This window comes from Pontibacillus halophilus JSM 076056 = DSM 19796, assembly GCF_000425205.1.
Classification (GTDB): Bacteria; Bacillota; Bacilli; order Bacillales; family BH030062; genus Pontibacillus_A; species Pontibacillus_A halophilus.
In genome coordinates, this window is sequence record NZ_AULI01000001.1 from 270,774 (window position 1) to 293,785 (window position 23,012).

Annotated in this window: 22 protein-coding genes; 9 read left to right on the forward strand and 13 right to left on the reverse strand. The window is 42.8% G+C overall.

All coding sequences use genetic code 11. The features are described from left to right. The first annotated feature begins 122 nt into the window (after positions 1-122). Entirely contained in the window at positions 123-413 is a 291-nt protein-coding gene (locus H513_RS0101255) for an antibiotic biosynthesis monooxygenase family protein (protein ID WP_026799068.1), read from the forward strand. A 39-nt stretch (positions 414-452) separates the two neighbouring features. Here the strand turns inward: H513_RS0101255 and H513_RS21405 are convergent, their stop codons facing one another. After that, the gene (locus H513_RS21405) at positions 453-605 is read right to left on the reverse strand and encodes a hypothetical protein (RefSeq protein ID WP_154655152.1); all 153 of its coding nucleotides are present in this window, start codon (positions 603-605) and stop codon (positions 453-455) included. A gap of 283 nt (positions 606-888) precedes the next feature. Here H513_RS21405 and H513_RS0101265 point away from each other — a divergent pair, with 283 nt between their 5' ends. Further along, complete coding sequence (locus H513_RS0101265; RefSeq protein WP_026799069.1) at positions 889-1,728, forward strand: STAS domain-containing protein; 840 nt, start codon at positions 889-891, stop codon at positions 1,726-1,728. Positions 1,729-1,755: 27 nt separating this feature from the next. On the opposite strand, the gene H513_RS0101270 is transcribed toward H513_RS0101265, so the two are convergent. Both H513_RS0101270 and H513_RS0101275 read right to left on the reverse strand, forming a co-directional pair. Further along, complete coding sequence (locus H513_RS0101270) at positions 1,756-2,055, reverse strand: phasin family protein (protein ID WP_026799070.1); 300 nt, start codon at positions 2,053-2,055, stop codon at positions 1,756-1,758. Beyond that, on the reverse strand, positions 2,052-3,698 hold the full coding sequence (locus tag H513_RS0101275) for an ABC1 kinase family protein (protein WP_026799071.1): 1,647 nt from the start codon (positions 3,696-3,698) through the stop codon (positions 2,052-2,054). Before H513_RS0101275 ends, H513_RS0101270 begins: the two co-directional genes overlap by 4 nt. 271 nt (positions 3,699-3,969) lie before the next feature. Between H513_RS0101275 and H513_RS19390 the strand changes: the two genes are divergently transcribed. Both H513_RS19390 and H513_RS0101285 read left to right on the forward strand, forming a co-directional pair. After that, positions 3,970-4,905, forward strand: a complete 936-nt coding sequence (locus H513_RS19390) for an AraC family transcriptional regulator (protein WP_081658123.1) — start codon at positions 3,970-3,972, stop codon at positions 4,903-4,905. After that, positions 4,893-5,762 carry a fructosamine kinase family protein gene (locus tag H513_RS0101285; protein WP_026799072.1) on the forward strand — a complete coding sequence of 290 codons (870 nt, stop codon included), beginning with the start codon at positions 4,893-4,895 and terminating at the stop codon, positions 5,760-5,762. The genes H513_RS19390 and H513_RS0101285 overlap by 13 nt, the downstream gene beginning before the upstream one ends. Before the next feature lie 117 nt (positions 5,763-5,879). Here the strand turns inward: H513_RS0101285 and H513_RS0101290 are convergent, their stop codons facing one another. Then, positions 5,880-7,067 (reverse strand): MFS transporter, encoded by a 1,188-nt coding sequence (locus H513_RS0101290; RefSeq protein WP_026799073.1) that lies wholly within the window; start codon positions 7,065-7,067, stop codon positions 5,880-5,882. A 164-nt stretch (positions 7,068-7,231) separates the two neighbouring features. Beyond that, the gene (locus tag H513_RS0101295) at positions 7,232-8,203 is read right to left on the reverse strand and encodes a YbgA family protein (RefSeq protein WP_026799074.1); all 972 of its coding nucleotides are present in this window, start codon (positions 8,201-8,203) and stop codon (positions 7,232-7,234) included. A 221-nt stretch (positions 8,204-8,424) separates the two neighbouring features. Here H513_RS0101295 and H513_RS0101300 point away from each other — a divergent pair, with 221 nt between their 5' ends. Both H513_RS0101300 and H513_RS0101305 read left to right on the forward strand, forming a co-directional pair. Next, entirely contained in the window at positions 8,425-9,513 is a 1,089-nt protein-coding gene (locus tag H513_RS0101300; protein WP_026799075.1) for a nitric oxide synthase oxygenase, read from the forward strand. 101 nt (positions 9,514-9,614) lie between these two features. Next, entirely contained in the window at positions 9,615-10,964 is a 1,350-nt protein-coding gene (locus H513_RS0101305) for a YjiH family protein (protein WP_026799076.1), read from the forward strand. Between the two features lie 45 nt (positions 10,965-11,009). Here the strand turns inward: H513_RS0101305 and H513_RS0101310 are convergent, their stop codons facing one another. Then, the gene (locus tag H513_RS0101310; protein ID WP_026799077.1) at positions 11,010-11,669 is read right to left on the reverse strand and encodes a type 1 glutamine amidotransferase domain-containing protein; all 660 of its coding nucleotides are present in this window, start codon (positions 11,667-11,669) and stop codon (positions 11,010-11,012) included. Between the two features lie 163 nt (positions 11,670-11,832). On the opposite strand from H513_RS0101310, the gene H513_RS0101315 reads away from it, so the two are divergent. Next, complete coding sequence (locus H513_RS0101315; RefSeq protein WP_026799078.1) at positions 11,833-12,042, forward strand: hypothetical protein; 210 nt, start codon at positions 11,833-11,835, stop codon at positions 12,040-12,042. 56 nt (positions 12,043-12,098) lie between these two features. On the opposite strand, the gene H513_RS19395 is transcribed toward H513_RS0101315, so the two are convergent. Beyond that, positions 12,099-13,100 carry an acyltransferase family protein gene (locus H513_RS19395; RefSeq protein ID WP_051239566.1) on the reverse strand — a complete coding sequence of 334 codons (1,002 nt, stop codon included), beginning with the start codon at positions 13,098-13,100 and terminating at the stop codon, positions 12,099-12,101. Between the two features lie 111 nt (positions 13,101-13,211). Beyond that, on the reverse strand, positions 13,212-14,081 hold the full coding sequence (ku, locus tag H513_RS0101325; RefSeq protein ID WP_026799079.1) for a non-homologous end joining protein Ku: 870 nt from the start codon (positions 14,079-14,081) through the stop codon (positions 13,212-13,214). A 105-nt stretch (positions 14,082-14,186) separates the two neighbouring features. On the opposite strand from ku, the gene ligD reads away from it, so the two are divergent. Then, positions 14,187-15,983, forward strand: coding sequence for a DNA ligase D (ligD, locus tag H513_RS0101330; protein ID WP_051239568.1), 1,797 nt, complete (start codon positions 14,187-14,189; stop codon positions 15,981-15,983). On the opposite strand, the gene H513_RS0101335 is transcribed toward ligD, so the two are convergent. From H513_RS0101335 to H513_RS0101355, 5 genes are all read right to left on the reverse strand, one after another. Next, positions 15,980-16,717, reverse strand: coding sequence for an alpha/beta hydrolase (locus tag H513_RS0101335; protein ID WP_026799081.1), 738 nt, complete (start codon positions 16,715-16,717; stop codon positions 15,980-15,982). The two genes, ligD and H513_RS0101335, sit on opposite strands and share 4 nt — an antisense overlap. Positions 16,718-16,816: 99 nt before the next feature. Further along, positions 16,817-18,067, reverse strand: coding sequence for a Glu/Leu/Phe/Val family dehydrogenase (locus tag H513_RS0101340; RefSeq protein WP_026799082.1), 1,251 nt, complete (start codon positions 18,065-18,067; stop codon positions 16,817-16,819). A gap of 123 nt (positions 18,068-18,190) precedes the next feature. Next, on the reverse strand, positions 18,191-19,432 hold the full coding sequence (locus H513_RS0101345; protein WP_026799083.1) for an aminopeptidase: 1,242 nt from the start codon (positions 19,430-19,432) through the stop codon (positions 18,191-18,193). A gap of 62 nt (positions 19,433-19,494) precedes the next feature. Beyond that, positions 19,495-20,925, reverse strand: coding sequence for a cryptochrome/photolyase family protein (locus H513_RS0101350; RefSeq protein ID WP_036768796.1), 1,431 nt, complete (start codon positions 20,923-20,925; stop codon positions 19,495-19,497). Between the two features lie 63 nt (positions 20,926-20,988). After that, positions 20,989-21,882: a LysR family transcriptional regulator gene (locus tag H513_RS0101355; RefSeq protein ID WP_026799085.1), complete on the reverse strand. Its 894-nt coding sequence runs from the start codon at positions 21,880-21,882 to the stop codon at positions 20,989-20,991. 109 nt (positions 21,883-21,991) lie between these two features. Between H513_RS0101355 and H513_RS0101360 the strand changes: the two genes are divergently transcribed. After that, positions 21,992-22,978 carry a YeiH family protein gene (locus H513_RS0101360; RefSeq protein WP_036768793.1) on the forward strand — a complete coding sequence of 329 codons (987 nt, stop codon included), beginning with the start codon at positions 21,992-21,994 and terminating at the stop codon, positions 22,976-22,978. The last annotated feature ends 34 nt before the right edge of the window (positions 22,979-23,012 follow it).

The following is a 23,012-nucleotide window of genomic DNA, read 5'->3' on the forward strand; positions in this document are numbered from 1 at the left end:
GCTTAGAATTGAATTCGACTTTTTACCTCATACTTAGTAAGGATAAGCGATTTAATTGACCGATTGTGTAGAACGCGCAACAATGGAAAGGCACGTATGAATATGTGAAAGGTGGATTCAACATGGTAAAAGAAGTAGCAATTTTCACCGTACTAGATGGTAAACATGAAGAGTTTGAGAAGGCAGTAGGAGAAGCAGGCCATCTTCTAGAAACTTCAGAAGGGTACATCTCCCACTCTCTTAATCGCGGAATTGAACATGAGAACCAGTATTTATTATTAGTGGAATGGGATTCTAAAGAGGCTCATATCAAGAACTTTGTTGAAACTGAAAAGTATAACGAATGGCGTGGGAAAATCGGTCATTTAATTGATGGAGAAGCAACTAAAGTTGCCCACTACAAACACGTATAAGCACAACAAAAGCAAGCCATATTTATGGCTTGCTTTCGTTTATCGCTTGGAACGTTTAGACAAATAGGGATTCGCCGCCTGCTTCTGGAGTCGCAAGTTCAACCAGCCAATAAACTCCATTTCCTTGTCATCTAACGAACGCTGTAACAGTTGTTCAAACCTGTATATAAGTTCATCAACAGGCATACTCATCGAAATCCCCCTACCTACCTATGACGTACAACCTAAATATAACAATATTTGTCGAATTTTTCTATATGTATCGAAGTGATACAAATTCTTCTGTTTGTAAAGTTAAAGCGTATACACCCTATTAGGCTAGCTAATACTACGTACGACAGTCCTCCACAACCCCTAGCAAATCCCCGAAATGGCGCTTCAAGTATATTCCATCATTCTGTTAATTTACTTACAAAGTTCACATTTGATATAGTTAGGAAGGAAAATGGAAACGTGAAATGTGAGGTTGATCAAGATGGAACCGAATCCTACTACATTCTTTCAAGCGACTCTGACAAATCGAACCGAACAACTGAAAGACCAAATGCTCGAATTACTAGTAAAGCAGTGTTCTCTCCAACAAAATGATGAAAATCATTCTTTAGAAGAAGCTATGGAACAGCTCACTCAATTTATCGGCCATCATTATGGAAATGAAGATGTCGTGTTTACAATGGATTGGGGAAAGAAATTCGGGAAAACATTTATGCATTTATTCGGGAACGGCCAGCAATATGTCTCTACCATTATGTCTTTGAAGGAGATTATTTGGGCAAGTCTAGAAGAAGCGTACCAGTCCACTTCGTACTCATCTAAAGAATTGCTCCAAGCCATTCAACACGTCGATCGGTTATTTGGCTATTTGGTCGAAGGAATTAACCAAGCTGTAATGGAAGTAGAGCGAAAGAAAACCAACACCATTCGCTCTAAATATTTGAAATTATCGACACCCATCGTCCCCATTATGGACCATGTCGCCGTATTTCCGATCATTGGAGAACTTGATGAAATGCGTTCTGAAATTATTATTGAAGAGACACTTAAACAGACAAGCAATCTTGACATAGAGTGGTTGATTATTGATTTATCAGGTGTATACGACGTGGATGATTTATTTATCCAATCCTTTAATCGGTTACTAGAATCACTGAAGATTCTTGGGGTGAGTCCTGTCTTAACTGGCATGCGCCCTGACTTGAGTATGAGAGCGGTTAAAATGGGTATGACAAACGTTACGAATCAAGAATATCAGACGAAATCTAGTTTAAAGCAGGCCGTCGAAATGTTCTTGCGTGACCAGCATAATCATAAATAAAGCCAAGGTCTGCACCTTGGCTTTTGCTTATCGCTCTCTTCCTTTTTCCTCCAAATGACGGATACGCTTTTCTAATTCTGCAACCTCTTCTTTATGGACGAAGCCAAGCTGAGAAAGCCATGTTCTCATTTGCTCTCTTTGCTTTTGGTCCCACTCCCCTTTGGCGTTCTCCCCCTTTGCTTTCCACGCTTCAAACATTTCCTTGGCTTGATGAGGCGTCACTTGACCTTTCGCAATCATGTCGTCCATCATCTTCTCAACACGTTCTTTTCCGTTTACCGCAGCACCCAATCCAATTAAAAAGCCTCGTTTCAACAAATCACTCATCTTTTTAATCCCCTTTCGCGTTGAATCATATTGAAATGACTTCGAGCAATAACAAGTAACATCAAGAATCCAATTCCGAAAGCACCGCTACTTACAAATGTGACCCATACTACTTCCCACATCAGCAAGTTCATCAATAGAGTCATACATGCTCCTATCGTCACTAAGCTCGTGAAGAGTCCATACATGACATAATACTGGTGTAAGAATCCGACCGCTTGTGATTGTTGCTGGAATTCACGCTGCTTCTGTCCATCCGTCAAATACTCGTTCAACGACCGTGGCAAGGACAGAATTGGTCGAGCGGATTCTTTTAGGACCTGTTTATAAATAGAGGCGTTTGATTCTCCTCCCCCGACCCATCTTTGTATGACCGGCTTCCCCCACTCTAGGAGGTCTACATTAGGAAATACTGTAGTGACCACGCCTACTACAATGGAAACCGCTCTTCCGAGAAACGCGTAATCAGCTGGCAATTGAATCGGTTGGTCTTTCACGAATTCTTGTAGGTCCTCAAACACCTGATTGACGACCTCCTGGTCAAAGGAAGTGAAATCGCCTTGAACATACATATGGATGGTGTCTCTTAATAGACGCTTCACTTTCCCTTCATCCGCATTCTCTAATAGAAAGTCCATGCTCTTAAGCGCTCTAATCACTTGATCATAATCTTCTAATAGAATCCCTTGAACAATATTTTGGATATCCGTTGCGTCTTCTTGCTTGATCTCCCCGACCATACCAAAATCAATCATGACAAGCGTCCCATCTGATTGAACCATTAAATTGCCTGTATGAGGGTCCGCGTGAAACATACCTGCTGACAGTAGCTGGTCAATAAATAGGTCAAACACACGTTTAGCAAGTGATTCCTCATCAAGCTCATGTTTCTTAAGAAACTCTGTATCTGTCACTTTCTCTCCTTCAATCCACTCCATGACAAGCACTCGTCTCGTTGATAGCTCTTCATAATACGTTGGGATATAAACCCCTTTAGATTCTTCATAACGCTCTTGAAAGTACTGAGCATGCTTTAATTCCTTCTTAAAGTCGAGCTCTTTACTCATGACGTGAACAAGTTCCCGGTATAGAGCAGGGAAATCGGCCTGGGCGCGAACTGACTTTATCCGATTCAACATCCAGAACACGATGCGAAGTGCCCTAAAATCAGTATAGAAAATCTTCTCTACTTTGTGACGCTGCACTTTAACGGCGACAGGTGTTCCGTTATGTAAATAGCCTTTGAACACCTCTCCAATCGAAGCGGATGCAACAGGTTCACCACCGAACCAACTCAACTGGTCTTCAATGCGACAACCCCATTCTCGTTCAATTGTGGCACGAGAATATTCAGGAGGCACAGGTTCTACACGATCTACCAGACCTTCCATCTCTCGTAGAAAGGCAGGAGGTAGCAAATCTGCTCGCGTACTTAAGAACTGACCAAATTTAATAAGTAACCCTTCAAGCTCCAACGCCTTCTGTCGGTACTCTTTCGCTTGACGTTCTAATAACGCTTCCCACTTGTGCGCAGTCCGTTCGTCCCACACACGACGGAATCGCTGGAACCAGTATATTTGCCAGAAGAATTTCATCGCCATAAACACAATGACAAACATTCGATAGGAAGTTCTATATTTCATATGAATCCCCCTGTTTTCAAACTCTAACCTACTTGTACCCGTTTTTGATATCAACAACCCTATCAAGATGAAATGAAAACAGGTTAGTAATATTTTTTCTTCTCTTTCGGCATATCGAAGGAGGCGCACTGTGGAACCACACATCCATAGTCAACCAATTTATTACCATGAATTTCAATTTATTTGCTTCTATCTCTTGATTTTGTATAGTAATCGCTTACAATAGTATTAAATTGGGATTTTTCAAAATATTAAGTTTGCGGGTGACAAAATGAGCACTTCTGTAAATGAAAAACCATTATTAAACCAGTTTCGTAGACTGCAGCAAGACAATCAAAAGAATGGGTTTCTGCATCCTTCTTACTTACTCGAAAAGCAACTTCTAATCGCTATTTCAGAGGGTGATGAGAAAAAAGGAAGAATGATCTTAGACACAATCCATCAGGATAAACGACCTTGGTTAGCAGGCGACCCTGTACGCTCACTGAAAAATTCCCTTATTGCCTCTTGTACCTTGTTTACGAGAGCGTTAATTAAGGGAGGGATTGACCCAGAAGTGGCGTTTAACTTAAGTGACGCCTATATTCTTCATATCGAGAAGCTGGATGATACATCCCTACTTGAGACGCTTGAGTACGACATGCTTCGCGACTTTATCCTCGTTCTTAAAGAAGAAGATCAGCTGAAGTACAGTAAGATCGTAAATCGAGCCATTTCCTACATCAATGAACACCTCATTGACGATTTATCCCTTGAGGTCATTGCACACCACAGCTTTGTGAGCCCGAGTTACTTATCACACCTGTTTAAGAAAGAAGCTGGAATTTCGATTATTCAATTCATCAATCAGAAACGAATTGAAGAGTCTAAGTACTTCCTTCTACACACAGAAACTCCAATATCAGAAATCTCAACGATGTTTCAATTCTGTAACCAAAGTTACTTTACGTCTCTCTTCAAGAAGTACACAGGCGTTACGCCGAAAGAGTTCCGTGAAGACCTAGAAAAGCCAAACAAAAAAAGCTTGTACTTGTTACAAGCTTTTTTTGTTTGGCTTTTTGAACGAGCTTCCCGCCTACAAATCTATGAATCTTTCGAACGAAGTTTCACTTTCTACATACAGTCTGTTTTAGTTTGTTTCATAAACGGTTATAAGGTAAATATAGGGAATCAACTTGGGAAAGAGGTGATGTCATGGAACGCGTAATCCAGCACGCCCTGCTACAGCTGGGAGACTCATCTAATTTACGCTCCATCCGCTCTGTAGAAGGCGGAGATATTAATCAAGCAGCTTATGTTGAAACAGAAGAAAATGCGTATTTTGTAAAGACCAATCAGAATGTTCCAAGACATTTCTTCCGCGTAGAAGCAAAGGGATTGAAGGAAATTGAGGCTTCACAATCTATTGCTGTCCCTAAAGTGTATTATTACGATGAACCAGTTCGCGGAAGCAAAGGAGCACTCGTAATGGAATGGATTGAGGGTGCGTCTACGAAAGATACAAAGCGACGTTTAGGAGAGCAGGTAGCACTCCTTCACTCATCTTATGGAGACAAATTCGGGTATGAAGAAGACTCCTTTATGGGACTACTCCCTCAACCAAATGATTGGTATGAAGATTGGATTGATTATTACCATGACGGGAGACTCGTACCACAATTTAATATGGCGAAAGAACGTCATTACTTACCAGAAGACCGAAAGCAGCGCTTGTTAAAACTAATGGAACGATTGCCTAATTGGATTGACTCATCCGTTCAACCCTCCTTGTTACACGGTGACTTATGGGGTGGAAATTGGATGGCTGGTCCTGAAGGAAAACCTTATTTAATTGACCCATCCGTTCTTTATGGTGACCGATGCTTCGAGCTTGCATTTACTGAATTATTTGGCGGCTTTTCGAAGGAATTCTATGAAGGGTATAAAGAGATCCTTCCGATTCCGGACCACTACTCGGAATCAAAAGCCGTGTACCAGTTGTTCTATTTACTCGCTCACCTCAATTTATTCGGTGAAATGTACGGTACACATGTAGATCGAATTCTTAAACGATATGTAGATTAGCAATCATAAACATCTATTCTTATAAACACGCCTACTCTAACAGGCGTGTTTTGCTTTGTTCGGGTGGTATGTGTACATACGAAAGGCCGGGGAACGAGTCCCCGGCCTGATTCATACTTATGCTTCTGCATCTTTTGCTTGTTGTTGTGAAGATTTATTCGAATTCATTAGCAATGCGGTTATGAACATAAGCACAAGGAAAATGAAGACGATAAAGAATCCGCCTGCCATACCAAATTGTTCTGAGAAGAATCCTACGATATAGCCGGCAAGTCCACCGCCGATTCCGGCTGCAATGTAAATGAGTCCAAGCGCAGCCCCGCCTGTTTTAGACAGCTGCGTACCGAAAGCAGTCGCTGTCGGGAATAGTGTGGAGAAGAAGAACCCAGCTGCAGCGAATAGATACGGTATACTTGTTGCAAAGATGAAGCTGATTCCAATCATAATGACTGAACCTAACGAGAAGAAGATCAAAATGGATCTCTCATTTAGATACCTCGTTAAGTAGCCCGCAAGCAGTCGTCCGATCATAAAGAAGATGGAGAAAATAGAGAGGATATTCGCGACCAAGTCCTCTTTGCTTGCTTCTGACATTCCTCCTAAGTCAAGTGACTTCAGATAGGATGGGAAGAAGTTCGTAAAGGCTACTTCCGCAGAGACTTCAAAGATTAAGAAGAACATGAGGAAGATAAACTGAATGTCTTTCAACATTGGAATAAACGCCTTTAAATTCATTCCTTCTGAACGACCATCAGGGAAATTAACGGTTGTCACATAGAAAATGACTAAGATCAGTACAACCCCGATTGCTGCGTAGAAATAACGCCATGATGCGAATTGGAACATATAGTTTAGAATTTGTGGGAAGAGAACCATCCCGAGACCATATACCCCCATCGCATAGTTGAACATCTTACCTTGGATGTTCGGATAGGCAATCGGTACAATAGCATTCGATGTGACACCTACTGCACCTAGTCCAAAGCCTACAATCATATAGAACCCTAGAAAGAACGTAATATTAGGCGCGAACCCGGTACCGAAGAAGCCTAGGCCCATAATGATTGCGCCAATAATCGTCATCGTTCTTAACCCTTTTTTATCCGTATAGTAACCAATAAAGACACTGGCTAATGTGAAACCAAGTTGATAAATCAAGACAACAAGCCCGAATTGGCTTAAATCAAGCCCTAAGTCTTGCTCCACTTGGTCAAGCACAATCCCTTTCGTGTTCGTGACACCACCAGAAATAAATTGTGTGAACATGAGTATGATTAAAGCGTGTATACTTTTCCCCTTCGACATCGTCGTTCCTCCTACATTATATAAAAATATTAATACGCGTATTTTTTCATTCCAGTCGTAGGGCTTCCCCTTGATTCGAAAGGGTAAACTGGGTAATCTTGTAATTAACCGCTTACATGTTAAAAAATTTATAAAAAAAAGCCCACTCGCTTGGAGTGAGCTTCTTAACTATAGGCTCTGCCTTTTCCTGAATCACTAATTTCAATTAGGTCCTCTGGGTATGGTTGAAAGTAGCTTTGCTGTTCTAGATAACTGTCATTAAAGCGGACAACCCAAGATTGTAAGATGGATAGCAACGCGCTTAAAGGGATGCGCTCTTCTTCGTACTTGACTAACTCAGATTGGAAGAACTCCTTCTCGCTCGTCGTTAAATCATACTTGAAATAGCCAACAATGTGCTGACAGACGTTAATGTTAGATCGACGACTTGGAGCTCGTCGGAACATCCAGTGGAGCTTCTCTTCGTAAGCCTCATACACCTCTTCGACACTGGCATGATCATGATTCGCTACAATACGCCCCATTTCCTTTTGGGCAGTCTGATTGTAGGCCATGAATAAGTATTTGTTTTCTGCCTGGAAGTTCACGAGGTTTTTCATGCTTTTCTGTTGTTTCATTTCACGAAATTTAGCAAGGGTGAACAATTTAGTAAGATAATGTTCTCTAATCTTATAATTCTTAAGACGCCCTTCTTCTTCAATGGCAAGACCACTATGCTCTTCTAAAATCTCACGAGCAAAGAATCCCTTTGTCTTGCCAATGACAGGAGATTTCTCTATCTTTCCATACATTTTCACATCTTGTGTCCCACAAGTTGGAGAACGGTTCTTTAGGAGAAATCCATCCACCTCAGGTAATGCAGCTAAGAATCCCTTCGTGAACGAGTCCATCTTCTCAGTTAAATCTTCTCCCGTTTTCGGTTGAACAAGCTTTTCTTCATCCTCCGTTTTTACAATTCGAATGACATCACGGGGGACGCCAAGACCGATTTCAACTTCCGGACAGACGGGAATGAAGGTGACGTGTGGCTGTAGTCGTTGAACGACTTTATCCGGTAGCACTTCTCCGTTGTAGCGGACTTCATCAAACTCTAAACACCGGCTGACTACAACTTTAGGCGTTGCATATGTTTTCACATTCATCCCTCACTAACATGTAAGCTATCCTTATTCTAAGGACGGACGTATGACACGAACAAGTTTCAATCGTTTATAAGAACCGATTACACTTCTTACTTCTTTACCCTAATCGTGACTCTCTCATGTGTAGAACACGCTGAAAGCATTGTACATCTCTCTCTCTCTTTCTTTATAATGAACCTAGACAGAATCTTTATGAGATTGGAGTAGTAAAATCTATGACACAACAGTTAAAAGAACAAGCTCAAGAGTTTGTCCTTCTTTGTTACAGAGAGCTTGGGAAGACAGAAGCCGAAGCAAAAAGCAGGATTGAAAGCGTTTTTCTAGAAATAGATGATACAGGTACGTACGAACATACGTATGAGGAATTAGCGCATGGTGCCCGGATGGCATGGAGGAATAGCAACCGTTGTATAGGTAGACTCTTCTGGAATTCGTTATCCGTCTTCGATGAAAGAGGAGCAACGAATGAAACCGATGTGTATCAGGCGCTGTATCGCCATGTTCACTACGCGACAAATGAAGGCAATATCCGTCCAAGTATTACGATATTCAAACCAGACCGCGGAGAATCAGACAGAGTGAGGATTTGGAATCATCAACTCATTCGCTATGCAGGCTATGAACATGAAGGGAGGATTATTGGAGACCCTGCTTCTACTGAATTCACTCGCATCTGTGAGCAACTTGGATGGATTGGAGCAAAAGGCGATTTCGATGTGCTCCCACTTGTATTCGAGATTGATGGACAAGGACCTGTCTATTATTCATTTCCGGAAGAATTGTTAGTAGAAGTTCCTATACGACATCCTCAATACCGAGCGATTGCAGATTTACATATGAAATGGTATGGAGTTCCCATCATTTCTGATATGCGCCTTGAAATTGGCGGTCTGAACTACGTTGCTGCACCGTTTAACGGTTGGTATATGGAAACCGAGATTGGTGCACGAAACTTAGCCGATGACTTCCGCTACAACTATTTGCCAACAGTTGCGAAAGCTCTTGAACTAGATATGTCATCAACTAGCACGCTTTGGAAAGATGAAGCCCTTCTTCATTTGAATAAAGCAGTCAATTATTCCTTTAAACAAGACGGAGTTTCCATTGTGGACCACCACACAGCTGCTCAGCAGTTTCGTATTTTCGAGAAGCAGGAGAGTAAGCAAGGGCGTGATCTCACGGGAGATTGGACTTGGTTGATTCCACCCATGTCACCGGCGACGACACATATTTTCCACCATCAATATGACGATACGTACCATACTCCAAACTACTTTTACCAGGATACGCCGTACACGTCCTAATATGTATAACTATACAAACATTTAAATACTTATAGATTTCTAGTTGGAGATGTATTAAAATAAACGATGTTGATTTTTTATTACATCTAAGGGGGAGCATGATGAAACCTAAACAACCCTTTCGACTACGCGATCATTATAAATTTATCCTGCCATCCTTGCTAGGAATCCTACTCTTCATGATTCCCATGCCTTTGGGTGGGAGTGTCACGATTCCCATTGCATACTTGTCCAATGTGGTTGAGAGCTACTTAGCTCCTTATCTATCTTGGATTATGGCGTTTATTATTACGATTACAGCTTTATTAACCCTATTCGCCAAAGTGATTCCTGATAAAACGCTAGAACCCTATCCATTCATGAATAAATTACTCAATGTGAGCTGGTTCTGGGTCATCACTCGCTTTATAGGATTTGTATTTGTCGTTTTAACTTTATTTAAGATTGGTCCGTCCATCGTCTATTCTGACAACACGGGTGGCCTGCTCTTAAACGATTTATTGCATGTCTTGTTTACCGTATTTTTATTCGCAGGATTCTTCTTGCCTTTACTCTTAAACTACGGGCTGCTTGAGTTGTTCGGGACGCTCCTTTCAAAGATTATGCGTCCATTATTCCGCCTACCAGGTCGTTCATCTATCGATGCCATCGCTTCATGGCTCGGAGACGGAACAATTGGTGTCTTATTAACGAGTAAGCAATATGAAGAAGGCTATTATACGAAACGTGAAGCTGCTGTCATAGGAACAACCTTCTCTGTTGTATCCATTACGTTCAGTCTTGTCGTCATCGACCAAGTTGAACTTGAGCATATGTTTGTTCCATTCTATGCAACCGTCTTACTTGCCGGAGTGGTGGCAGCGATTATTATGCCTCGTATTCCTCCTTTGTCACGTAAAGAAGACACCTACGTTTCTGGGGAGAAACAAGAAGGAGACCCAGGCATCCCTGAAGGATACAATGCGCTCACTTGGGGGTACTATTTGTCTGTTCAACATGCAAGTAAGCAGACGAGTGTTAAGACCTATGTGAAACAAGGGGCTCAGAATGTTCTAGACATGTGGATGGGTGTAGCTCCAATCGTGATGGCGTTCGGTACAATCGCCCTCATGATTTCTGAAACTCCCTTCTTTGCTTGGATTGGAGCACCGTTTATCCCATTGCTAGAATGGATGAACGTTCCTTTCGCCAAAGAAGCATCCGAGACGATGCTCATTGGATTCGCAGATATGTTCTTACCTTCCATTATCGCTGCAGATATTCCTAGCGAGATGACTCGATTCATTGTGGCTACGCTGTCTGTAACACAGCTTATTTATTTATCCGAAGTTGGCGGACTCATTTTAGGGTCTAAAATTCCGGTAAGCTTTGTGCAGCTCTTTATTATTTTCTTACAGCGTACACTTATTACCCTTCCTGTTATTGTGGGAATGGCTCATTTACTGTTTTAAGTCCATGAAAGAAAGGCCAGAACCCTAACAGGTTCTGGCCTTTTCTTATGAGGATAGTTTCTGTAAGAACTTACGGGCAGCGGCTAAGCTTGATTGCGGATTTTGACCTGTAACAAGGTTTCCATCTGCTTCTACATGCTCCGTACCAGGGTCCTCTCCTATAAAGGAGGCACCCAGTTCCTTAAGTCGAGTCTCAAGTAAAAATGGAACTTTCTCATCTAAGCCTGCTCCACGTTCTTCTTCATCCGTAAATGACGTCAACCGCTTCCCTTCAACAAACGGCTTCCCATCTACTTCAACTCCAGAGAAAGCGGCAGGTCCATGGCATACCGATCCAATGATCTTGTTCTCTTTCGCCATAGGTTCTAGAATATGCTTAATCGCTTCATTGTCCGGAAAGTCGACCATGGTTCCATGTCCACCTGGTAAGAACACCCCTACATATTCATCAGGATCGATTTCCCCTAGTGGCGTTGTCTGCTTCAAGGGTTCCATTACACCTTCCCATTCGTCTGGCTCTTCACCAGAGATACTGTTCGGGTCGATAGGGATTTCCCCTCCTGCAACGGAAGCTACCGTCACTTCGTAGTTCTCCTGAGTGAACTGCATGTACGGTTCAGCAAATTCAGATAGCCAAAGCCCCGTGCGATGGTCCTCATCTAACCAACCAGCGTTCGTTACAATCATTACTATACGTTTGGACATCCAACCACTCCTTCTTTGCTTGGCGATTTAGTACACCATAACCGACAATCTACCTTCCTAAACCAAAACGAATGACGAACGAACGTTTAGTGCTTGCAAGATAAAGGAACTATTCCCATACCGCCCTTTCCTTGTTAGTAAATTTAAAGATGGAGTGAAGTCCATGCCTGAATCATTTCGTTCTAGTAAGCAACATCAACTCATTTACGGATATACAGTCCGTGTTTTAGGGTTTATTCAACATCAGAAGCCTACCGTTCGTCACCTGTCCGTTCTGACCGGTTTCTCAGAAGAATCGATTCTAGAGGCCTCTGAATTCTGTCCTAATCAGGATCTTAAACATAATCAACAACGGCAGTCCATTGAATTGTGAGTACACTTGGAAAGGGCAAAAAAAAAATCGCTCCCCTCTATAGAGGGAGCGATTCTTTAAATCGAAGCTGGATGTCTTCTCGTCCAGTAGTGATAGAGATAGAACGGAAACTGTATGATTTGTTTAAAGACCTGTGCCATCCATGGAGTGGACAATACAAACGTCAGTCCCGTAGCTAGAAGAAAGATAGCAAAGAAATTTAATGCCGTCATCTCGTCTAAGAGCGGATTCTCACGCATGTATTGAATGACGAAACCATGTAGGAGATAAACAGGTAGCGTGTTCGCTCCGTAAGAGCTCCATTTCATATCTCTTGTAGGTACCCAGGCCAACACACTCCCTACCATAATAAAGCTCGCTACGTAGATAAGCGTACGAGCAACTCCGCCTAGCTGTGGAAGACCTAACTCCACATATGATTTTGAACCAAACCACCAGTCAGCGCCGAATTGAGGTACGAAGGTTAGCGTGATGAGTGCAATTAACATCACAAGAAAGCCACCTGCCTTCACCTCTTTACGCTTCACGAAGGAAGTAACGAACCCTTTCGAATAATAGCCGGCAAGGAAGAATGGAAAGAAGACAAAGGTTCTAGAAAGACTGAACATATGCCCAATCGGTTCCATATAGCCGACGATAATCCCTACTTGAACCGCAACAAAAAGTGCCATCCATCTCGGGAAACGATGAAACCACACGAGCAGAATGTGCCAACTGAACAAGCTCAGCAGGAACCATAAAGCCCAATGAGGCTCAAATACGTGGTGCATCCAGTCCTCTTTCCCAATCCCATAATAATAGAGAGAGTAGAGAAGTTGGAACATCAGGTAAGGAACGAGTAGCTTCTTCGCTAGACTCTTCCATTCACGCTTGGTTTGAAGTACTTTAGCAAAATGACCAGATATAAATATAAATGCAGGCATGTGGAACATATAAATCCACTGATACAATACATAGAGCATATCGCTCTCACTCGTAAATGGCTGAATGATATGCCCAAACACTACAAAAAAGATGAGTAAATATTTAGCGTTATCAAAATAGGCTTCTCTGTTCATAAAAAAAATCCTTTCTTATGGATTCTTCAAGAAAGGATTCGTGACCTTCCCCCTACTATATGCCCGTTGTCATAGACATGTAAAACATCTATAACGTCTCTGTAACAACGTTTAGGAGGTTTTTTTCTCTTTTGGCTGATTTGCTTTTGAAGTACTTTTCTTTTTTGTTGTAGATTTTGTCGTCTTTTTCTTTGTTCCGCCCTTTTGTCCTTTAGTCCGTTCGAGGGATTTCTCTAGTGCATCCATTAAGTTCGTGACATTATCAGGTGCCGGCTGTTCTTTCGCCGTCGTAATTTCTTCATCATTTTTCTTCGCTTCAATGAGCTCCATTAGTGCTGTACGATACTCGTCCTTGTATTGGTTTGGCTCAAATTCAGTAGTCAGCTGATCGACAAGAGAAACGGCAGTCTTTAATTCTTTATCCCCAACCTCTTCCTCCTCCGGAACATTCGGCACATCCCGAACGTCTCTTACTTCATCAGGAAAATGGATGGTCTCCATTAACAAGGTATTCTCATAAATCCGTACGATGGCAAGCTGCTCCTTTGAGCGAATGATAATCTTCGCAATGCCAATCTTCCCTGTATCTTTCAACGCCCGTCTTAATAATGCATACGCCTTTGACCCACTCTCATCCGGAGACATGTAGTAACTCTTCTCGAAATAAATAGGATCAATCTCTTCTAACTTAACAAAGTCAATGATTTCAACAGCTTTATCTTCTTGCTCCTTCTTTAATTGTTGCAGCTCTTCCTCGTCTAGAACGACGAATTTGTTCTTGGCATACTCGTACGCTTTCACAATTTCTTCGTTCTCAATTTCACGCTCACAATGAGGGCATGTCCGCTCGTATTGAATCGGGGTGTGACACTCATTGTGTAATTGCCGTAGCTTTATGTCTTTATTCTCCGTAGCGGAGTGAAGCTTAATAGGAATGTTAACAAGTCCAAAGCTAATCGTCCCTTTCCACATTGTATGCACAAGCAATCAACTCCTTTTTTCTTTACTCTTTCACATATCCACAATAAATATGAGAAATCGTACACACTAATCACAACGAGCTGTGTACAAAAGGAGTTATGCACAATGAACAAACCAATGAAGCTTACATTGACAGAAGAGTTACCCACAGGTAAGGATTGGGTCTATGAGTGTAAATATGATGGATTTAGAGGCGTTCTATCTTGTAACAAAGACAGCATCACATTAATGAGTCGGACCGGGAAAGACTTAACAAACCGCTTTCCTGAAATTCTCTCATGGTGGAGTTACTACAAGAAGGTTCTACAATCTGAGACCCCGTTTCTGTTAGATGGAGAAATTATCATTTCAACCACAGCGTTTCGAACGAACTTTGAAGCGTTGCAACAACGAGGACGAATGAAGAACAAAGAAACCATTCAACAAGCTGCACATACTAGACCGGCAACGTTCATGGCATTTGATTTACTTGAACGTAAAGGCAAAGACCTACGCCACTCCCCACTGTCTAAGCGGAAGGAAGAGTTACATCAACTCCTGTCTTCGAACCCTGGATGTGTACAAGCAACCCCTGTGTATAACTCGTTAGATGACCTAACAGAGCTAGTCGTCTCTCATTTAGCAGAAGGAATTGTCGCAAAGCATAAGAACAGTACATACGAAGATGGGAAACGAAATCATAGCTGGTTTAAATGGAAGTATTGGCGGACCGTCAAGGGAGCTGTCACAGCCTTCACCCCATCAAACGGTTATTATGAACTGTCCCTATATGAAGATGGTAATCCGATCCCCCTTGGGCAGGTTAAGCATGGTTTCAATCAAGAACAGACAAGCACCTTACAAGACTTCTTTAAGAAGCATGGTCATACAACTGGTCATCAGTATCAGCTACCACCAAGCGTATGTCTCGCCGTGAACTGCCTTCACGCCAAGGATACGGAGCTAAGAGAACCCATGTTCAACGCGTTTCGCTTCGATTTGACGCCAGAAGATTGCAACAGTCGACTAAAGCAATGGGATTTGTCTAATATGCCTGAAGAACTTACATTTACAAATTTAGATAAACCGTTTTGGGAGATGTCGGATTTAACGAAACAAGATCTATTGGTCTATTTAAGAATGATGGCCCCACTTCTATTGCCACATCTAGACAAGAAGAAGCTAACTATCATTCGCTTTCCAGATGGAATTCATGGGGAATCCTTCTTCCAAAAGCATTATCCAGACCATAGCCCTGACGTACTTACTAGGTGGACAGAGGGGGGAGAATCCTTTATGATTTGCGATAATTGGCGAGGGGTATTATGGCTTGGAAATCAAGGTACCATTGAGTTCCATATTCCATTTAACACTGTGAATGAGGAAGATCCAAATGAGATTGTTATTGATCTAGACCCTGCCTCCGAAGATGACTTTCAAGATGCTGTGTTCGCTGCAAATTGGTTTAAACATGCCTTCGATGACCTGAATGTGACAAGCTTCGTTAAGACTTCAGGCGGCAAAGGGATACAGATTCATGTACCACTTCCATCAGGTGCTTTACGATACAAAGAGACTCGTGCATTAACAGAAAGCTTGAGCCACCTACTCGTAAAGCAAGACAAAGAGCGCTTTACAACAGAACGATTAAAAAAGAAACGTGCTGGACGCCTCTATATTGACTACGTCCAACACGCTGTGGATAAAACCATTATAGCTCCTTACTCCCCTCGCGGACGTGAACATGCAACTGTTGCTTGTCCACTATTCTGGGAAGAAGTGAACGAGTCGTTGCATCCTAGTCAATTTACGATTACAACTGTTCCTCACCGCGTGGCAACCCACGGATGTCCGTGGGCGCAGTATGAATATAGTCGACAACATCAAGATCTCTCAAACCTATTGAGCCTCGTCAGACATTAGTCACGAACCGTCTCAATCAATTCATTTGTCTCTTCAATTAGAATCTGTTGCTGTTGCAGCACGTCAATCGTAGCTGTACCGTCTCCCCTTTGTTCGCCATACATGCCAAATTGAGCATGATTACCACCCTGAATGGAGACAAATTCGGTATGGGCCGGGAGGAGGTCACGACTGATATCGATTTCGTCTTTCGTTGTGAGGCCATCCTCCGTTGCCCATACGGAGAGGACAGGAAGCTCCTCATCCCGTAAGTTGCTTCCTTCCATCGGATAAGAAGCGAACAGAATAAGTCCTTCTATATGAGAGGACCGACCAACGACATCAGATGCAGCCACACCCCCTAAGGAGTGGCCACCTACAATCCACTTATCCACATCTGGATAACGTTCGATAATCTCTATTGCCCGGTTACGGTCTAATAAAGCAATATTAAATCGCACACTCGGGACGATGACAGTGACATCTTTATTCGATTGAACAAGTTGCTGTGCATAATACGCATAACTTTCAGGCTCAACTTTAGCACCTGGGTAAAGGATGTATCCAATTTCTGCAGACTTAGACCCAAACCGATACCAGTTCTCTTCTTCTCGTACATAGGAATTCCGTTCGACTTGTTGATTCATAAGGTCAGACGGAGAATATGTAAAGGAAGACCATATGTAGAAACCGCCAAAGGCTATTCCTAGAATCACTAGAAGCACGATTGCTCCCCTTCTCACCCATTTCTTCATCCCGTATTCTCCCTTCTATTACTTGCTTTAAGCGTACGGGAGGGATGCAATAGTTGCAACTATTAAGAAAGAGACTGTTATGTATACAGGAGAAGGGAATTACCCTTCAACCCAACCTCGCTCATACATGGCATCCGAAAGTCGGTTAACCGCCACTTGGTAAGCAGCCTTTCTCATGGCGATGTTCTTCTCCTGTGAAATCTTATACACTTCTCGAAATGCTTCTGATAAATCTTTATCCAACCGCTGAACAACGAAGTCTTTCTCCCAATGGTCGTGTGAATCATTCTGCATCCATTCGAAAGCAGATACCATCACACCACCCGAATTACACAGAATATCCGGAATGACGAAGATGTCTCTTTCCTTTAGAATATGGTCTCCGTCTCCTGTAGTCGGTCCGTTCGCAGCTTCTGCTACTATGCTTGCTTTCAGCTTAGGAGCAGTCTCACTTGTAATCACATTCTCTAATGCGGCAGGAATGAAAATATCACAGTCCGTTTCAAAGATGCCGTCAGAAGGCTTTAGTTCTTGATTTTGGAATCCTTCTATGGAACCGTTCTCTTCTACATACTCACACAATTCAAGTACGTCGATCCCTTCTTCGTCATACAACATGCCATTGACGTCTGCCACTGCAACGACCTTCAAACCTTCTTCATTAAGTCGTTTGGCCGTAACGGAGCCAACGTTTCCAAACCCTTGTATGGCAACTTTCGCCCCCTTTTTCTCCATGTCCATTTTCTCAAGGGCGCGTAGGATTGTGACGACGACTCCACGGCCCGTTGCTTCTACCCGGCCTTCAGAACCACCTATAACAGGAGGCTTTCCTGTTATAAATCCCGGAACGTTTCGGCCACGTAAACGGGTAAATTCATCGAGCATCCACCCCATAATACGACCATTCGTATTGACATCTGGTGCAGGAATATCCTTCTGAGGTCCAATTACATGCTCAAGCATGCGAATGTATTGACGACTTAATTCTTGAAGTTCTCGTTTGGAAAGGTCGTTCGGGTCTACTTGAATCCCACCTTTCGCACCTCCAAATGGCAACTTCAATATGGCTGTCTTCATAGTCATCCAAACGGATAAGGCCATGACCTCGTCTTCGTTCACATTAGGATGAAAGCGAATCCCACCCTTACCAGGCCCAAGTAAATCACTATGCAACGAGCGATAACCTGTATACGTTTCAACGGTTCCATCATCTCGCTGGAGAGGAATTGAAATCCGCACTACATGCTTCGGTTCTTTAAGAATTTGAAATACTGAAGGGGTAATTTCGAGTTCTTCAACGACCTGCTCTAATTGATTCTGCAATTGCTGATAGGGACTATTTTGACTCATGCTTCCACTTCCTTTCAGAGCGATTTGTGCGTCTATTACACCTCATTCCCAACCCCTTACAGAACAAAACAAATTCTTACAGTAAAAAAGAAGACCTCCAATCATCTCTGGAGGTCTTCCTTGTTAATCGAATGTGATTGCCCAATTTCCATTACGGAAAATCGGCTCTGTTGTTCCGTCTTCCAATACACCGTCAATATCCATGTCTTTGCCACCCATCATGAAATCTTCATGCACAAGACTTTCATTGACTCCTGCTTTGTCTTTCTCTTCTTCATTGAGAGCGCTGCCCCCCTTAACGTTCGTTGGGTATGCCCCTCCTAAAGCTAGGTGACACGATGCATTCTCGTCATACAGAGTGTTGTAGAAAATAAGCTCCGATTTCGAAATAGGAGAATCATGAGGAACAAGTGCTACCTCTCCAAGATGACGCGCCCCTTCATCTGCATCCAACAAATGCCTAAGTGTTTCTTCACCTGACTCTGCACTGAAATCAACAACTTTCCCGTCTTTGAAAGTCAGCGTAAAATGGTCAATTAAATTCCCAGCATAGTTCAATGGCTTCGTGCTCGATACCGTGCCATTCACGCCATATTTATGTGGCATCGTAAAGACTTCTTCTGTTGGAATGTTTGGATTAAAGGTCACCCCATCTGTAGAAGTAGTAGAACCACCATGCCAAATGTGTTGGTCTACAAGTTGAATGGATAGGTCTGTTCCAGGCCCTTTATATCTTAATTCTTTATACTGCTTATGGTTTAAGTATTCACGTGCTTGGCGAAGCGTTTCATTGTGTTGTTCCCAAGCTTTGATTGGGTCTTGCTGGTCCACACGTGTGATAGAGAAGATCTTATCCCAAAGTTGTGAAATTGCATCTTCTACACTATCCTGTGGATAAACCTTAGTAGCTGAAGCAACGGTAGGTACCGTCACAATGGACCAAGTGATCTTGTCATTCATAATATGCTCTCGGTATTCTTTCAGCGCTTTCCCAGATGCTTTCTGCGTTAAAGCAATTCTCTCTGAATCTACATCCTTCAACAAGTCTGCATTCGGAGCATAAATCGTTAGAATAGACCCTCCGTCTTTCACATGACCAACGAGACGATCCGCTTCCCATTGTGGAAAGGAATCAAGCACTTCTGTAGGTGCGTGCATCATCTTCAAATACGTAAGTTCATCGTCACTCCAACGAACTTGTACATCTTTCGCTCCCGCCTCGTAGGCGCGACGAGCTACAACGCGTACGAAAGGTGCCGTTTCAATTGAAGCATTTATAAGTAATGACTGGCCATGTTGCAGGTTCACACCTGTCTGGATGGCAAGGTCTGCATATTTTTCGAGTTGTTCCATAGTTGGTTGCATAAATTCCCCTCCATAAATTCAGTTCATTCATATTATTTCACAAAGTTCTGACGATAGCCAGTTCAGTCCGATTCAAACATCGCAATCGCCTTTTTACGCTGGGTCTTGTGGTCAACTGTCGGCTCTGGGTAATCCTTTCCGATTACGCATCCATACTTGTTCTGTTCCTCTTCTGACATTTTGTGCGGCTCATGAATATATTTCTTCGGAACGTTCTTTAGCTCTTTCACATACGTGCGGATAAATTCGCCATCCGCATCAAATCGTTCTGATTGTCGGGTTGGATTAAACACTCTAAAGTAAGGCGCTGCATCCGTTCCTGTAGAAGAAGCCCATTGCCAACCCCCAATATTCGATGCCGCGTCATAATCAATGAGACGCTCCTGAAAGTAACGCTCTCCCTTTCTCCAATCGAGCAAATAATCCTTTGAAAGGAATGATGCTACAATCATTCGAAGCCTGTTATGCATCCAGCCAATCGAATTCAACTGGCGCATCGCTGCGTCTACAATCGGGAAACCAGTCTCTCCGTTCTTCCACTTCAGAAAGCGTTCGTCATCGTCAATCCAATCACGCTGTCGCTTTGAAGAGTCGATTTCCTTCGATTTAGCCTCTGGGTACATGTAATAAATCATGTTGTAATAATCGCGCCAGGCAATTTCAGATAGGTACGTATGAAGCCCCTTAGAATCGCCTTTCTTCTCCCGAACTTCTTCAATCTTATGATAAATAGTCCGTGGTGAGAGGACACCGTTCTTTAAATAAGGAGAAATCATGCTCGTAGCGTTGGCAGCCGGCAAGTTCCGCTTCTCCTCATATTCGTCCACTTTCTGATTCAAGAAGACTCCTAGTCGACGCGAGGCTGAATCTTCACCAATGTGCTTCCATTCCTTCTCGCACTGTGCCAACATCTTCTGAAAATGTTCCTGTCCTTCATGGAATTGCTCTGTATAATCCCGCCCATATTGCTTCAAATGTTCATGATCAATGGAGTAAAGGGGAGGCTTATTAAGCTTCTGCCACTTCTTAAAGTAAGGCGTGAACACCTTATAGTGGTCTCCATCATCCTTCTTCACCTCTGTTGCTCCATGAATGTGACGATCTTGAAACGAACGAACCTCGATTCCCTCTTCTTCAAACCAATTTACCGCTTCCAGATCTCGCTCTGCCCCAAACCCTACTTCATCTTTATTGAAATAGACCGAACTTAAATTCGGCACTTGTTCATTTAAGGTTGATAGTGCTTGAGAAAGTTCTCCATAAATAAAATGGATAGGCATCCCAAACGATTCAGCACGATGGGCTAAGTCACGGAGCGTTTGAAAGAAATAATCGTGGCGAATCGTAAATGACTCCGTAAGCTCAGGATGGATATGGAAAAAAGCCACGAGATTTCCCTCATGCTTCTTAGCTGCTTCAATTGCTTCAAATAATGCTCGGTTGTCGTTTAATCTCAAGTCTTGTCTGAACCACACACCAAAGGTTGAACTCATTCATTCCGCCTCCTTCTCAATCTACCGTTCATCATAACGACAATTTCTCTTCTAGGTAAATATTTAATAGGTTGATGGAGGAATGACCTTCTCGAGTAACTCTCGGAAGATTTCCGTTGCTTTCGTGTGCATCGGTTTCTCACGTAACAGCAAGGAGAAGGAGCGATGAATCTCACCACTCGGAACATTTACTCGCTTCAGCGTACCCATTGAGAGTTCTTTCCGAATCGTCCATTGTGATAGTAAGGTAACACCCAATCCCGCTTCAACTGATTCTTTAATAAGCTGGGTACTCCCAAATTCCATTGTTTGAGGAGGATGAATTTGAAGTGTCTGAAACAACCTCTCCGTCGTTTCCCTTGTACCTGAACCTTCCTCTCGAATAATCCATGTTGTGTTCCACAAGTCCTCCGTCGTTACAGACGATTGGTGAGCTAATGGATGATGACAGCCCACGACAATGACCATACAATCCTCAGCAATCGTCTCTACCTCTAAGTCGCGATGGTGTACTTCGCCTTCTACTATCCCAATATCTAGGTCCATCGTATGCACCCGTTCGGCAATTTCTTTCGTATTCCCAATTGTGATGGCAGGATGAATAGCAGGGTATTGTTCACGCATCTTTGAGATGATGTGCGGAAGAATATACTCTCCATACGTATAGCTTGCTCCGATTGCAAGCTCCCCACTTGGCTCATGGAACAGGTCATGAACTAGCTCATGCATCGTCTCAACATGCCCAATAATCTGCTTCGCATGCTGATATACGATTTCACCTGCCTTTGTCATGTGTACCGTTCGATTTGCTCGTTCCAGCAACGTAGCCCCTACGTCTTCCTCCAGCATCTTCACGTATTGACTGACGGCTGGCTGAGTCATATACAAGTGCTCAGCGGCTCGAGAGAAATTCCCCCGCTCGACTACTTGGACGAAGACTTGCAACATTTGCTTCATGTCTACCCCTCCTATAAGTAATTACTTATGACTAGTATTATAATGATTTATTTCACTTATGACGAATCGTTCAGTAAAGTAGTGATTGCAGATAAAAGAGGTGACAATCATGACACAACAACAATCTTGGTGGGGCGGAATCGGCTTTACCTTTCTGATTGCATTGCTTGGGGTACTCTTATCATTGATTCCAGGGTTTGCTCAGATTGGGTCACTTGCTTCCGCTATCCTTATTGCAGTCCTATATCGACAAAAATGGGGCTATCCTGAACCACTCAAAAGCGGAATTACGTTCTCCACGAAAAAGCTATTACGAGTAGCTATTATCTTATATGGATTAAAATTGAACTTATCGGTTGTGATGAATGAAGGAATTGGATTATTAGCGAAAGATGCATTTTCCATCATTCTCGCTATTGTCGTAACGATGCTCATCGCAAGGTGGTTAAAAGCCAATTGGACCATTTCTATGCTGTTAGCGGTTGGAACAGGTGTATGTGGTGCTGCAGCCATCGCAGCCGTATCTCCTATTCTAAAAGCAAAAGAAGAGGACACAGCTTTAAGTGTAGGCATTATTGCTTTAGTAGGGACAATCTTCGGAATTGGATACACGATTGTGCGCCCGTTCCTCCCTCTTGATGCTGAAGCTTACGGCATTTGGGCAGGGTTAAGCTTGCATGAAATTGCTCACGTTGCATTAGCAGGCGCACCAGCTGGAGATGATGGATTGGCTATGGCTCTTCTTGCCAAGTTAGGTCGCGTACTCTTACTTATTCCATTATCGTTTCTCCTTGTCTTCTATATGCGCAAGAAAGAAGGAAATCAAGGAGAGGCATCCATTGTGTTTCCATGGTTCCTACTCGGCTTTGTAGCCATGAGTTTCGTTGGGACATACGTAATTGGACCCGTCCTTACAGTCCCGACTTCTATTCTAGAAGGCATTGATTATACAACAACATTCCTGTTAGCGATGGCCATGAGTGGACTTGGGTTAAATGTGGACCTTTCAAGCATTAAATCCAAAACCGCCCGTCCTCTAACAGCCATGCTCGTCGCATCCGTTGTATTAACGGTTGTAACCTATGTGATGTTGTAATCTACCCATATCGCAATAAAAAAAAGCTGTCGAG